Origin of the sequence: Aeromonas molluscorum (genome assembly GCF_051376105.1) — a bacterium.
GTDB lineage: Bacteria > Pseudomonadota > Gammaproteobacteria > Enterobacterales > Aeromonadaceae > Aeromonas > Aeromonas molluscorum.
On sequence record NZ_JBPQCY010000001.1, the window covers coordinates 1551811 to 1566781 of the forward strand.

General features: G+C 61.1%; 3 protein-coding genes. All 3 read right to left on the reverse strand.

Going from position 1 to position 14971, the window contains the following annotated elements:
- Window positions 1-154 precede the first annotated feature (154 nt).
- Window positions 155-12187: an Ig-like domain-containing protein gene (locus ACSMDR_RS07545; RefSeq protein WP_436467809.1), complete on the reverse strand. Its 12033-nt coding sequence runs from the start codon at window positions 12185-12187 to the stop codon at window positions 155-157.
- 235 nt (window positions 12188-12422) lie between these two features.
- A complete protein-coding gene (locus tag ACSMDR_RS07550) occupies window positions 12423-14084 on the reverse strand; it encodes a putative transporter (RefSeq protein ID WP_436467810.1) in 1662 nt (553 codons plus the stop codon).
- Between the two features lie 158 nt (window positions 14085-14242).
- Window positions 14243-14875, reverse strand: coding sequence for a PAQR family membrane homeostasis protein TrhA (trhA, locus tag ACSMDR_RS07555; RefSeq protein WP_436467811.1), 633 nt, complete (start codon window positions 14873-14875; stop codon window positions 14243-14245).
- Window positions 14876-14971: the final 96 nt, after the last annotated feature.

Genomic DNA, 14971 nt, shown 5'->3' on the forward strand with positions numbered 1-14971 from the left:
TTCCTATATTGCCTTCCGCTCCCCTTCTACCTGATGCTGTTCCTTGCCATGCAAGGTACAAGTCACTGCTGCTCGCTCTATCTTCCTGCTTGGCACCATAAAAAACGGTGGCCTGAGCCACCGTCTTGATACTTGATGGTGCGTCATCACACCTTTATTTGTCGATCTCCAGCATATGGTTGTTCAGCATGAAGTCGATCACCTGGGCCCCGGTCGCAGCGGCACTGCCAGTCAGGGTGTCAAAGGTGTGATTCATCAGCACTATCTCCTGAGTCACCTGGCTATTGGCGGCCTCCTTGACCTGCAAGTGCACCCCTTCACTGTCCTGGAAAGCAGAGAGCAGACCCTTCAGATCATTCTGATTGTGAGAACCATCATGATCCAGCAGATCGCGCAGATCCAGCTTGTCCCCTTCCGCCTTGGAGAAGTCGACCACGTAATCCTTGGCGATGGAACCTGTCGTGGTATCCCCCTGCTGCCAGGTGAAGAGATCGGCCCCCGCATCCCCTTTCAGGATGTCGTTGCCCAGCCCCCCCACCAGGATGTCATTGCCCAGACCGCCGCTCAGGATGTCGTTGCCGACGCCACCATACAGGGTATCGTTGCCATCATCGCCGTAGAGTTCGTCGTTGCCCCCTTGGCCAAAGAGAATGTCGTCTCCCAGGCCACCATGCAGCTTGTCATTCCCGCCCCGGTTATCACCTGCCACATCAAATGACTTGGCATTGTCTTTGATATATTCGAACAGATCGATGGCGCTAGGTGCATAACCATTCTTCAAAGTCAGGAACTGGGTCAAGCCATCCAACCCCTTGCCATCGACCCAATCCGTCGGCTTGGCCGGATTGCCTGCCGCGCCCCAGGGCAGATAATCGGTGTTAATGGCATCGCCAAACAGGATGTCGTTGCCTGCGCCACCATTGACCGTATCCGAACCAACCTCTGCGGGGGTATTCGTCACCGAGCCACCCACAAGCACGGCCTGAAGATCCTCGGCCTTGGTGATAATGTCGGGGTCACCTATCGGCGGGTAGTCCGTCACCTTGGCGAGGTTATCAATCACCAGAGTGGCCGACTTGTTATCCCAACCCTGACCCCAACTCCAACCATCATCTATATCACTTAATGTAAAGACATAGCGATAATCACCAGCGGCCAGAGAACCACTGTCAATCATTCCGGTCGTATTTAAAGCACTACCGACATTGACCCAGGTCGAGCCATTCAAACGCTGTAATTGCACCGAGAAACTGTCACCGGAAGAAAAATCGCGATCTGTAGACAAATCAAAGCGGATGCCATTACCTGCAGCGACCGCCAGTGTTGCACTGGTAAAGATCGACGCACCGGAAGAGGCTTTATCAGTCAACTCAATCTTGTCGTTGTCTCTCACAACTGTGCCGGAGCTATCGCCAGCTTTACCCCAACTGCTCGCTCTCCACACACCGCTATTACTCGAGAAGTCATTCAGTATTTGCGACTGGCCATATTGACTGCCCGCACCGGTCACCTGGGTATTGTCAAAATACTTCAGGTTACCCTCCGTCACACCAGTACCTATGCCAATCGCCTTGACCTCGCTCAATCCCGACAGAGACGTAAAGGCATCGATAGCCTTCTCCATGTCGGCATCATTCGTGGTACCACCAGACGAGGAGTCGCCGTTGTGCACAGTGGGATCGCCATCGGTCAGGAAGTAGGTCAGGTTTTCGAATTTCAGGCCTGTCCCGCTACCCGGCTTGGTATTGAACCACTCGGTCGCCTTGATGAAGGCATCCTCGTAGTTGGTCGCCCCATTGGCAGACAAGGTCGTGATCTTGTTTATCAGCGTCTGCAGATTTGCCGAGTTGAGATCTTCGATCTTCAACATATTGCTGGCCGACCCGGCGAAACCGATCAGCGTCACGTTGACCACGCCATCGTGGCTGACCAGCTGGTTGGCCAACACTTTCAGTGCATTGATCGTCAATGTCATCCGATCCTGACCTGAGCTGGGATCCTGATTCCCATTCAGGCCATATTTCATACTGCCTGAGGTATCCACGATCAAGGCGACATTGTAATTCTTGCCAGGCTCGATCGACGTCTTGATGCCACCTATATCCCCCAGCAGCACATCATCACCACCGCCGCCATCAACGGTGTTGTCACCATTCGGATTGGCCGGTTTGACCATGAAGCCTGCGTCTGCTTCGGTAAATTTCACTTCACCCGAGATAGGTTGACCATTCATATCGTACTCTTGCGAACCCGCCACAACGGTAACCTTGATATTCTGGCTACCGACCGGCAGTTCAACCTGCAGCGACAATTTGCCATCCTGATCCAGCATGCTAGCTGGCACCTTCCAACTGCCGTCAGCCTGCAGAGTACCGCCGGAGACCTCAGCCCCCTGCGGTAGTCCCTTAATGGTCAGCTCGGTAAAGCGCTCGCTACCGTCTGTGTCTATCAAGTCAGCATCTATCTTCAGGGTTGCAAGGTCGGCAACCTTGCTCAGTTGGCCACCCTCAAACTCGTACTTGCCATCTTGCAGATAGAGGGTTTCGACACTGTAGAAGTCATGGTTGGTCACAGCCCCAGTGACAGGGTCCGTATAGACCAGCCGGTAGTCGCAGCTGTTGGGTAAACCGGTCGTAACCAGTTTCAGTGCCTTCATAGAGCCGGGCATGTAGGCAACATCCTGGCCATCACCACCGTAATAGGACGTGGTTGCCTTCAGACTTTGAGATATGAGCGTGTCGTTGCCCCCATCCCCCTGCAGCTTGACCGAGGACGTCGCATTCTTGCCACCGATCAGAATGTCATCTCCGTCACCGCCAATCAGGTGCTCATTGACGCTGGCCCCACCGATCAGGGTGTCGTTGCCGGCCCCACCGATAGCCTGGAAGCTTGTCCCGCTGCCGAACTTGATCATGTCGTTGCCAGCCCCGCCATCTACCCAGTTGCCATTGCTGGAAACCAGATAATCATTCCCCCCGGTCGGGTTCGATGATGGATTCTTGCCTTGCAAGGCGTCTAGGATCTCTTCCACTTTCGCCGCACCCGGAGTCAAACCACCACTCACCAGCTCAACCTTGAGTGTCACGCCATCAACAACTGGCTTGATATCAATAACGAACTTGGCGTTGTCACTGGAATTGACACCATCGCTGACCTGGTAATCAAAGGCGGCATAATCGCCAAGCTTGTTGCCTGGAGTGCCGCCATTGTTACCCGCAGCCGAGCTCGACTCATGAAGGTCAGGCAAGAACTGCAGCTTGCCTGCATCAATATCCCCCTTGCTAAATGTCAGCCCGCTATTCACCAGAGCCTGTGTCACTGTCTGCCATTTACCCTCAGTATCCTTGTACTGGAGCAAGCCATCGGCGGGCAGTGAAGTGACCCTGATCGACAGCTGAGCATCTGGTGTATCGGCATCGCTGGCCTTGAAATCGCTCCACTTCAGGGAAAGCGGGGTGTCTTCGGCGCCACTGGCGTAGCCGCCGGAAGTGACGGGAACGGCCAATACCAGCGCAGTATCACTGCCCGGCAGGGAGGTATTGCCCGCCTTGTCGGTCTGGGTCGCGGTCACCGTCAACGATGTTCCATTGCCTGGCGTCGCTTCAGTCCAGCTGATAACGCCGTTCTGATAGCCATAGATCTTGCCATTGTTCGATTGCAGCGTGCCATCGGCTTTCAACGTCAGTTCAACCGTACTGCTGACGGCACCATTGTTGATGATCAGCGTCACCTTGCCACCCGCAACCAAATCAGCATGGTTGACCCCGGCACGCACCTGGATCTGATCGTTGCCGATCTCGGTCTTGGTCAGCATCTGGTCATTGTTGGCATCATCCACAATGACCACGGTCGGCGCATTCGGCGCGGTGGTGTCGACCCCGTAGCCTTCGCTGTCGGTCGCGGTGGCGCTGTTGCCCGCCGCGTCGGTGCTGGTCACGCTGGCATCGATGGTCTGGTTGCCATCGGCCGCCAGATCGCTGCCCGCCACCAGGATGGTGAAGCGGCCATCGGCCGCCACCTTGCCGCTGTAGTCGGTGTTGTTGACGGTCAGGGTGACGGTGTCGCCGGCCTTGAACTCGCCGCTGACGGTGCCGCTGACCGGGATGTCCTGACCCGCTTCGGCGGCGTTGATGACGTCGTCGGCGGTGATGTTGGCATCCAGCTCAATGGCCAGGTCCAGCGGCGCCTGGGTGTCGACGGCGACGGTGTCGCTGCCGGCGCTGCCCGGGTTACCGGCGGTATCGGTGTAGCTGCCATCCTTCACTGCCACGCTGGCGGTGCCGGTGAAGCCATCGGTCGCGGTAAAGGTGGCAGTCCACACTTTCGGATCGCTGGCGCTTTGTACCAGGTTGCTGATGGTGCCACCGCTCACGGTCAGGTCGGCGGCGGTAAAGCCTACCGGCACTTCGCTGAAGGTGAAGGTGACGTTCGATACGTTGTCTGCCACGTTCAGGGCGGCATCCACGATGTCGACCACCACGCTCGGACCCTGGGTGTCGACCCCGTAGCCTTCGCTGTCGGTCGCGGTGGCGCTGTTGCCCGCCGCGTCGGTGCTGGTCACGCTGGCATCGATGGTCTTGTTGCCATCGGCCGCCAGGTCGCTGCCCGCCACCAGGATGGTGAAGCGGCCATCGGCAGCCACCTTGCCGGTGTAGTCGGTGTTGTTGACGGTCAGGGTGACGGTGTCGCCGGCCTTGAACTCGCCGCTGACGGTGCCGCTGACCGGGATGTCCTGACCCGCTTCGGCGGCGTTGATGACGTCGTCGGCGGTGATGTTGGCATCGAGGTTAATCGCGAGGTCCAGCGGCGCCTGGGTGTCGACGGCGACGGTGTCGCTGCCGGCGCTGCCCGGGTTACCGGCGGTATCGGTGTAGCTGCCATCCTTCACTGCCACGCTGGCGGTGCCGGTGAAGCCATCGGTCGCGGTAAAGGTGGCAGTCCACACTTTCGGATCGCTGGCGCTTTGTACCAGGTTGCTGATGGTGCCACCGCTCACGGTCAGGTCGGCGGCGGTAAAGCCTACCGGCACTTCGCTGAAGGTGAAGGTGACGTTCGATACGTTGTCTGCCACGTTCAGGGCGGCATCCACGATGTCGACCACCACGCTCGGACCCTGGGTGTCGACCCCGTAGCCTTCGCTGTCGGTCGCGGTGGCGCTGTTGCCCGCCGCGTCGGTGCTGGTCACGCTGGCATCGATGGTCTGGTTGCCATCGGCCGCCAGGTCGCTGCCCGCCACCAGGATGGTGAAGCGGCCATCGGCCGCCACCTTGCCGCTGTAGTCGGTGTTGTTGACGGTCAGGGTGACGGTGTCACCTTCGTTGAACTCGCCGGTCACGGTGCCGCTGACCGGGATGGCCTGACCCGCTTCGGCGGCGTTGATGACGTCGTCGGCGGTGATGTTGGCATCGAGGTTAATCGCGAGGTCCACCGGCGCCTGGGTGTCGACGGCGACGGTGTCGCTGCCGGCGCTGCCCGGGTTACCGGCGGTATCGGTGTAGCTGCCATCCTTCACTGCCACGCTGGCGGTGCCGGTGAAGCCATCGGTCGCGGTAAAGGTGGCAGTCCACACTTTCGGATCGCTGGTGCTTTGTACCAGGTTGCTGATGGTGCCACCGCTCACGGTCAGGTCGGCGGCGGTAAAGCCTACCGGCACTTCGCTGAAGGTGAAGGTCACGTTCGATACGTTGTCTGCCACGTTCAGGGCGGCATCCACGATGTCGACCACCACGCTCGGACCCTGGGTGTCGACCCCGTAGCCTTCGCTGTCGGTCGCGGTGGCGCTGTTGCCCGCCGCGTCGGTGCTGGTCACGCTGGCATCGATGGTCTGGTTGCCATCGGCCGCCAGGTCGCTGCCCGCCACCAGGATGGTGAAGCGGCCATCGGCAGCCACCTTGCCGCTGTAGTCGATGTTGTTGACGGTCAGGGTGACGGTGTCACCTTCGTTGAACTCGCCGCTGACGGTGCCGCTGACCGGGATCTGCTGACCCGCTTCGGCGGCGTTGATGACGTCGTCGGCGGTGATGTTGGCATCGAGGGTGATGGCCAACTCCAGCGGCGCCTGGGTGTCGACCCCGTAGCCTTCGCTGTCGGTCGCGGTGGCGCTGTTGCCCGCCGCGTCGGTGCTGGTCACGCTGGCATCGATGGTCTGGTTGCCATCGGCCGCCAGGTCGCTGCCCGCCACCAGGATGGTGAAGCGGCCATCGGCAGCCACCTTGCCGCTGTAGTCGGTGTTGTTGACGGTCAGGGTGACGGTGTCACCGGCCTTGAACTCGCCGGTCACGGTGCCGCTGACCGGGATGTCCTGACCCGCTTCGGCGGCGTTGATGACGTCGTCGGCGGTGATGTTGGCATCGAGGTTAATCGCGAGGTCCACCGGCGCCTGGGTGTCGACGGCGACGGTGTCGCTGCCGGCGCTGCCCGGGTTACCGGCGGTATCGGTGTAGCTGCCATCCTTCACTGCCACGCTGGCGGTGCCGGTGAAGCCATCGGTCGCGGTAAAGGTGGCAGTCCACACTTTCGGATCGCTGGCGCTTTGTACCAGGTTGCTGATGGTGCCACCGCTCACGGTCAGGTCGGCGGCGGTAAAGCCTACCGGCACTTCGCTGAAGGTGAAGGTGACGTTCGATACGTTGTCTGCCACGTTCAGGGCGGCATCCACGATGTCGACCACCACGCTCGGACCCTGGGTGTCGACCCCGTAGCCTTCGCTGTCGGTCGCGGTGGCGCTGTTGCCCGCCGCGTCGGTGCTGGTCACGCTGGCGTCGATGGTCTGGTTGCCATCGGCCGCCAGGTCGCTGCCCGCCACCAGGATGGTGAAGCGGCCATCGGCAGCCACCTTGCCGGTGTAGTCGGTGTTGTTGACGGTCAGGGTGACGGTGTCGCCGTCCTTGAACTCGCCGGTCACGGTGCCGCTGACCGGGATGTCCTGACCCGCTTCGGCGGCGTTGATGACGTCGTCGGTGGTGATGTTGGCATCCAGCTCAATGGCCAGGTCCACCGGCGCCTGGGTGTCGACGGCGACGGTGTCGCTGCCGGCGCTGCCCGGGTTACCGGCGGTATCGGTGTAGCTGCCATCCTTCACTGCCACGCTGGCGGTGCCGGTGAAGCCATCGGTCGCGGTAAAGGTGGCAGTCCACACTTTCGGATCGCTGGCGCTTTGTACCAGGTTGCTGATGGTGCCACCGCTCACGGTCAGGTCGGCGGCGGTAAAGCCTACCGGCACTTCGCTGAAGGTGAAGGTGACGTTCGATACGTTGTCTGCCACGTTCAGGGCGGCATCCACGATGTCGACCACCACGCTCGGACCCTGGGTGTCGACCCCGTAGCCTTCGCTGTCGGTCGCGGTGGCGCTGTTGCCCGCCGCGTCGGTGCTGGTCACGCTGGCGTCGATGGTCTGGTTGCCATCGGCCGCCAGGTCGCTGCCCGCCACCAGGATGGTGAAGCGGCCATCGGCCGCCACCTTGCCGGTGTAGTCGGTGTTGTTGACGGTCAGGGTGACGGTGTCGCCGGCCTTGAACTCGCCGCTGACGGTGCCGCTGACCGGGATGTCCTGACCCGCTTCGGCGGCGTTGATGACGTCGTCGGCGGTGATGTTGGCATCGAGGTTAATCGCGAGGTCCAGCGGCGCCTGGGTGTCGACGGCGACGGTGTCGCTGCCGGCGCTGCCCGGGTTACCGGCGGTATCGGTGTAGCTGCCATCCTTCACTGCCACGCTGGCGGTGCCGGTGAAGCCATCGGTCGCGGTAAAGGTGGCAGTCCACACTTTCGGATCGCTGGCGCTTTGTACCAGGTTGCTGATGGTGCCACCGCTCACGGTCAGGTCGGCGGCGGTAAAGCCTACCGGCACTTCGCTGAAGGTGAAGGTCACGTTCGATACGTTGTCTGCCACGTTCAGGGCGGCATCCACGATGTCGACCACCACGCTCGGACCCTGGGTGTCGACCCCGTAGCCTTCGCTGTCGGTCGCGGTGGCGCTGTTGCCCGCCGCGTCGGTGCTGGTCACGCTGGCGTCGATGGTCTGGTTGCCATCGGCCGCCAGATCGCTGCCCGCCACCAGGATGGTGAAGCGGCCATCGGCCGCCACCTTGCCGCTGTAGTCGGTGTTGTTGACGGTCAGGGTGACGGTGTCGCCGGCCTTGAACTCGCCGCTGACGGTGCCGCTGACCGGGATCTCCTGACCCGCTTCGGCGGCGTTGATGACGTCGTCGGCGGTGATGTTGGCATCAAGGGTGATGGCCAGGTCCAGCGGCGCCTGGGTGTCGACGGCGACGGTGTCGCTGCCGGCGCTGCCCGGGTTACCGGCGGTATCGGTGTAGCTGCCATCCTTCACTGCCACGCTGGCGGTGCCGGTGAAGCCATCGGTCGCGGTAAAGGTGGCAGTCCACACTTTCGGATCGCTGGCGCTTTGTACCAGGTTGCTGATGGTGCCACCGCTCACGGTCAGGTCGGCGGCGGTAAAGCCTACCGGCACTTCGCTGAAGGTGAAGGTGACGTTCGATACGTTGTCTGCCACGTTCAGGGCGGCATCCACGATGTCGACCACCACGCTCGGACCCTGGGTGTCGACCCCGTAGCCTTCGCTGTCGGTCGCGGTGGCGCTATTGCCCGCCGCGTCGGTGCTGGTCACGCTGGCATCGATGGTCTGGTTGCCATCGGCCGCCAGATCGCTGCCCGCCACCAGGATGGTGAAGCGGCCATCGGCCGCCACCTTGCCGCTGTAGTCGGTGTTGTTGACGGTCAGGGTGACGGTGTCGCCGGCCTTGAACTCGCCGGTCACGGTGCCGCTGACCGGGATGGCCTGACCCGCTTCGGCGGCGTTGATGACGTCGTCGGCGGTGATGTTGGCATCGAGGTTAATCGCCAAGTCCAGCGGCGCCTGGGTGTCGACGGCGACGGTGTCGCTGCCGGCGCTGCCCGGGTTACCGGCGGTATCGGTGTAGCTGCCATCCTTCACTGCCACGCTGGCGGTGCCGGTGAAGCCATCGGTCGCGGTAAAGGTGGCAGTCCACACTTTCGGATCGCTGGCGCTTTGTACCAGGTTGCTGATGGTGCCACCGCTCACGGTCAGGTCGGCGGCGGTAAAGCCTACCGGCACTTCGCTGAAGGTGAAGGTGACGTTCGATACGTTGTCTGCCACGTTCAGGGCGGCATCCACGATGTCGACCACCACGCTCGGACCCTGGGTGTCGACCCCGTAGCCTTCGCTGTCGGTCGCGGTGGCGCTGTTGCCCGCCGCGTCGGTGCTGGTCACGCTGGCATCGATGGTCTGGTTGCCATCGGCCGCCAGATCGCTGCCCGCCACCAGGATGGTGAAGCGGCCATCGGCCGCCACCTTGCCGGTGTAGTCGGTGTTGTTGACGGTCAGGGTGACGGTGTCGCCGGCCTTGAACTCGCCGCTGACGGTGCCGCTGACCGGGATCTCCTGACCCGCTTCGGCGGCGTTGATGACGTCGTCGGCGGTGATGTTGGTATCCAGCGTGATGGCCAACTCCACCGGCGCCTGGGTGTCGACGGCGACGGTGTCGCTGCCGGCGCTGCCCGGGTTACCGGCGGTATCGGTGTAGCTGCCATCCTTCACTGCCACGCTGGCGGTGCCGGTGAAGCCATCGGTCGCGGTAAAGGTGGCAGTCCACACTTTCGGATCGCTGGCGCTTTGTACCAGGTTGCTGATGGTGCCACCGCTCACGGTCAGGTCGGCGGCGGTAAAGCCTACCGGCACTTCGCTGAAGGTGAAGGTCACGTTCGATACGTTGTCTGCCACGTTCAGGGCGGCATCCACGATGTCGACCACCACGCTCGGACCCTGGGTGTCGACCCCGTAGCCTTCGCTGTCGGTCGCGGTGGCGCTGTTGCCCGCCGCGTCGGTGCTGGTCACGCTGGCATCGATGGTCTGGTTGCCATCGGCCGCCAGATCGCTGCCCGCCACCAGGATGGTGAAGCGGCCATCGGCCGCCACCTTGCCGCTGTAGTCGATGTTGTTGACGGTCAGGGTGACGGTGTCGCCGGCCTTGAACTCGCCGCTGACGGTGCCGCTGACCGGGATCTCCTGACCCGCTTCGGCGGCGTTGATGACGTCGTCGGCGGTGATGTTGGCATCAAGGGTGATGGCCAGGTCCAGCGGCGCCTGGGTGTCGACGGCGACGGTGTCGCTGCCGGCGCTGCCCGGGTTACCGGCGGTATCGGTGTAGCTGCCATCCTTCACTGCCACGCTGGCGGTGCCGGTGAAGCCATCGGTCGCGGTAAAGGTGGCAGTCCACACTTTCGGATCGCTGGCGCTTTGTACCAGGTTGCTGATGGTGCCACCGCTCACGGTCAGGTCGGCGGCGGTAAAGCCTACCGGCACTTCGCTGAAGGTGAAGGTGACGTTCGATACGTTGTCTGCCACGTTCAGGGCGGCATCCACGATGTCGACCACCACGCTCGGACCCTGGGTGTCGACCCCGTAGCCTTCGCTGTCGGTCGCGGTGGCGCTGTTGCCCGCCGCGTCGGTGCTGGTCACGCTGGCGTCGATGGTCTGGTTGCCATCGGCCGCCAGGTCGCTGCCCGCCACCAGGATGGTGAAGCGGCCATCGGCAGCCACCTTGCCGGTGTAGTCGGTGTTGTTGACGGTCAGGGTGACGGTGTCGCCGGCCTTGAACTCGCCGCTGACGGTGCCGCTGACCGGGATGTCCTGACCCGCTTCGGCGGCGTTGATGACGTCGTCGGCGGTGATGTTGGCATCGAGGTTAATCGCGAGGTCCACCGGCGCCTGGGTGTCGACGGCGACGGTGTCGCTGCCGGCGCTGCCCGGGTTACCGGCGGTATCGGTGTAGCTGCCATCCTTCACTGCCACGCTGGCGGTGCCGGTGAAGCCATCGGTCGCGGTAAAGGTGGCAGTCCACACTTTCGGATCGCTGGCGCTTTGTACCAGGTTGCTGATGGTGCCACCGCTCACGGTCAGGTCGGCGGCGGTAAAGCCTACCGGCACTTCGCTGAAGGTGAAGGTGACGTTCGATACGTTGTCTGCCACGTTCAGGGCGGCATCCACGATGTCGACCACCACGCTCGGACCCTGGGTGTCGACCCCGTAGCCTTCGCTGTCGGTCGCGGTGGCGCTGTTGCCCGCCGCGTCGGTGCTGGTCACGCTGGCGTCGATGGTCTTGTTGCCATCGGCCGCCAGGTCGCTGCCCGCCACCAGGATGGTGAAGCGGCCATCGGCAGCCACCTTGCCGCTGTAGTCGGTGTTGTTGACGGTCAGGGTGACGGTGTCACCTTCGTTGAACTCGCCGCTGACGGTGCCGCTGACCGGGATCTGCTGACCCGCTTCGGCGGCGTTGATGACGTCGTCGGCGGTGATGTTGGCATCAAGCGCAATAGCCAGATCCGGAGCAGTGCTGTCCACGCTGCCATCATCGGTGGCCGTGCCCGTGTTGCCAGCAGGGTCTGTGACATTGGCGGCGACTGTATATGGGCCATCAGCCAGCGGGGTGGTGACATCTACGCTGAAGGTACCGTCCGGATTGACGGTCGCGGTCAGGGTCTGTTGATTGCCATTGGCATCAGTGACTATCAGGGTCACGGTGCTGCCCACAGGGGCGTCAGTGGAGCCGGTCAGGGTCGGGGTCGTGTCATTGGTATTATCGGGAGCCGAGACAGAGATCTGTGGCGCTATCACATCCTGCGGTCGCGTATCCTCGGCACCCGGTAAGGCCTCCCGCAACAGTGCCCTTGTGGCGGGCTCGTTCGTGTCGAAACCACTCTGCGCCAGGGTAGAATCTGCGTTGCGATCGACGACGATGAAACCGCCATTGCCACTGCCGCCAGCGACGCCACCACCCGCAGCAGGAGCCCCGCCAGCCGCCGACGCTTCAAATGCCTTGGTTGGATCAACGCCATCCAGAATGGCGGACTGCAAGGCGGCAATTTCGTCGCTGATGCCTCCCGGGGCTGGTTGTTGATTAAGCGCCAGCTGCTGGCCTTCCTCGGCAGAGGCCAACTGATCAGGATTGATGTCGGCGACAGGCAACGGGATCTGTAACGCGCCTGCGCCAATCGAGCCCCCAGCAGGGGAGGTCACCTGAGCACCTTTGGCTATTGCATCCCCCTCGGCAAGCTGACGCAGGCTGCCATCCTCACCGACCAGGTATACCGGTTGGGTCAGATGGGTCACAACTATGTCCTGTTCCAGGGTGATGATGTTGGCGCTCATGTTCTCTCCTGATGAGTAGCTCCCGATAACGGGCGTACAATTTTTTCAGCGTTCACTTTATTCGAATGAGTCGCTAGTAACTAGTGCGAAATTTAGAACGAACGGGGGCTTTTTGAGGGGAAACAGACGCAGAAGCTGGAGGGTTGGCACTTGTTGTGCTTACTGATAAAAAACTATTTATTTCAAACATTTGAAATCCACTAGCGGGCGTCACCAGGTAACGCCCGCCAACACGTCAGATACCGGCCCAGAGCAGGATGGCCAACAGTTGTGGTGATATGATCCGCAGGAACATCACTAGAGGGTAAACAGTCGCGTAGGCCAATGCACTGGCACCACTACTGCTATGCATGGCGTTGGCAAATGCCAGGGCCGGGGGATCCGTCATCGAACCCGCCAACAGACCGCACAAGGTTAAGTAGTTCAGCTTGCCATAGTGGCGCGCCAGTACCCCGACAACCAGCAAAGGGATCAGGGTCAGCGCCATGCCATAGAGCACCCAGGCAGGACCATCCCCGTGAAGCAGAGTATCAACAAAACCCGCGCCGGATTTGAACCCTACCACAGCCAGGAACAGCACTATGCCTATCTCCCGCAGCGCCAGGTTGGCACTGGGGGGCATGAACCAATAGAGCTTACCTATACTGCCGATCCGGGCGAGGATCAGCGCCACCACCAGAGGGCCACCAGCCAGACCCAGCTTGAGCGCTGCCGGAAAACCGGGCAAATAGAAGGGAATTGAGCCAAGCAGCACCCCGAGCCCTATGCCGATAAATACTGGCAGCATCTGCACCTGTTGCAGTTTTTGCTGTACGTTGCCCACCACGCTAGTCACCGCCTCTATGGCATCGAGGCGGCCGACCAGATTGAGGATGTCACCAAATTGCAGGCTGGTCTGGCTGGTTGGTACCAGCTCGATCCCTGCCCGGTTGAGGCGCGAGATCACCACGTCATAGCGCTGCTTGATCTCGAGATCGCGGATCTTCTTGCCGAGCACCTGCTCGTTGGTCACCACCACCCGCTCGACCCGCAGTTCGGTACCCCGGGTCGAGAGAGAGGTATCGACCTCCTCCCCCAATACCAGCAAGACCTTGTGCAGCGCATGACGCTCTCCAACCAGATGCAGCAAATCCCCGGTCTCGATGCGGGTATCAGGACGCGGCACCATCAGCTCGTCACCCCGCTTCAGTCGCGAGCAGATCACATCCGTCTCATCCAGACTGGGGATCTCCCTGAGCATGAGTCCGTGCATGTTGGGGTTGCGTACCGCGATGTTGATGGTCTGCAGGCTCTCACGGACTGTGCCGGATTCTTGTTCGAAACGGGAGGCTTCATCTTCGATCTTGATGTTAAAAAACACGCGAACCAACCACATGGTCAGCAATATGCCGCAGATCCCGAATGGATAAGCGACCGCATAACCCATCCCCATCAAGGCCGTTGAGCCGGGCGCTGCGCCCAGCTCGGCAAGGATCTGCTGTCCCGCCCCCAGGGAGGGGGTATTGGTCACGGCGCCGGAGAAGACGCCGAGGATCACCGGCAGCGGCACGGCAAACAGCTTATGCAGCCCCAGCGCGACCACGCAGCCCAGTACCACCAGCAAAGCGGCAAAGCCATTGAGCTTGAGTCCGGAGCTACGCAGGGAAGAGAAGAACCCGGGACCGACCTGGATGCCTATGGTGTAGACGAACAGGATCAGACCGAACTCCTGGATGAAATGCAGGGTGTGGTCATCGAAGCTCACCTCAAAAAGACCGGCGAAGTGACCAACCAGGATGCCCCCAAACAGCACCCCCCCTATCCCTAATCCCACCCCGTGGATCTTCCAATTGCCCAGCCAGAGCCCGAGCACTGCCACCAGCGACAACATGCTGATAGAAAGCGCGATCTCACTCATCTTCGCCATCCTTGTTTCAAATTCGACTCGGCCCAGCTTGTCAGCAAAGAAAGAGAATGACTGTGTGGCGGCGCACGATTCTAGCTTTATTTGGAGCAAAAATTACCAATTAAGGGATAGATGAAATTCCCAGGGCGATGGAACTGCCGCTATCCTCTTCAGGGCAAAGAAGCCACGTAGCCGTAAATGGCCCAGAAGTGGCAAGCGCTCCCCCCCAGTACAAACAGATGCCAGATGGCATGGTTGTAGGGAATGCGCTTGTTGGCGTAGAAGATGACTCCCAGGCTGTAGATAAGGCCCCCCAGCGCCAGCAACACCAGACCACCGACCGCCAGATTGAGGTAAAGCTGATAGACCGCCAGCAGGGAGAGCCAGCCCAGGACCAGATAGGTGAGAAGTGATAATCGCTTGAAGCGATTGACAAAAATCAGCTTGAACACCACCCCGGACAGCGCCAGCAACCAGATCACTGCCATCAACCAATCGGTAAAGGGGCTATCGAGCGCAACCAGCAGAAAAGGGGTATAAGTACCGGCGATCAACAGATAGATGGCGCAGTGATCAAAGATCTTGCACCTGTGTCGATGTGGTCCCTCGCCCATGCTGTGATAAAGGGTGGAAGCAAGAAATAGCAGTATCAGGCTGGCGCTGTAGAGGCCGTAACTGAACCGGGCGAGGGGCCCTTGATCCCAGCCCTTTAGCAACAGGCAGATCCCGCCCAGTACACCCAGCCCCAGCCCCAGGCCATGACTCCAGCGATTCGCCCACTCTTCACGGGGGGAATAGTCCATCGCACCCACTCTCGATAGCAATAATTAGAGGCTTCACTCTAGCTCAAGCAGATTTAAGAGTACAAGTGTTAGCTGAAAAAAGGGAGTGGCTGCCAG

What these genes read in the sequence shown, in the direction of transcription:
- trhA (WP_436467811.1), bottom strand. Translation starts at nt 14,875, where the DNA reads ATGGACTATTCCCCCCGTGAAGAGTGGGCGAATCGCTGGAGTCATGGC.
- ACSMDR_RS07545 (WP_436467809.1), bottom strand. Translation starts at nt 12,187, where the DNA reads ATGAGCGCCAACATCATCACCCTGGAACAGGACATAGTTGTGACCCAT.
- ACSMDR_RS07550 (WP_436467810.1), bottom strand. Translation starts at nt 14,084, where the DNA reads ATGAGTGAGATCGCGCTTTCTATCAGCATGTTGTCGCTGGTGGCAGTG.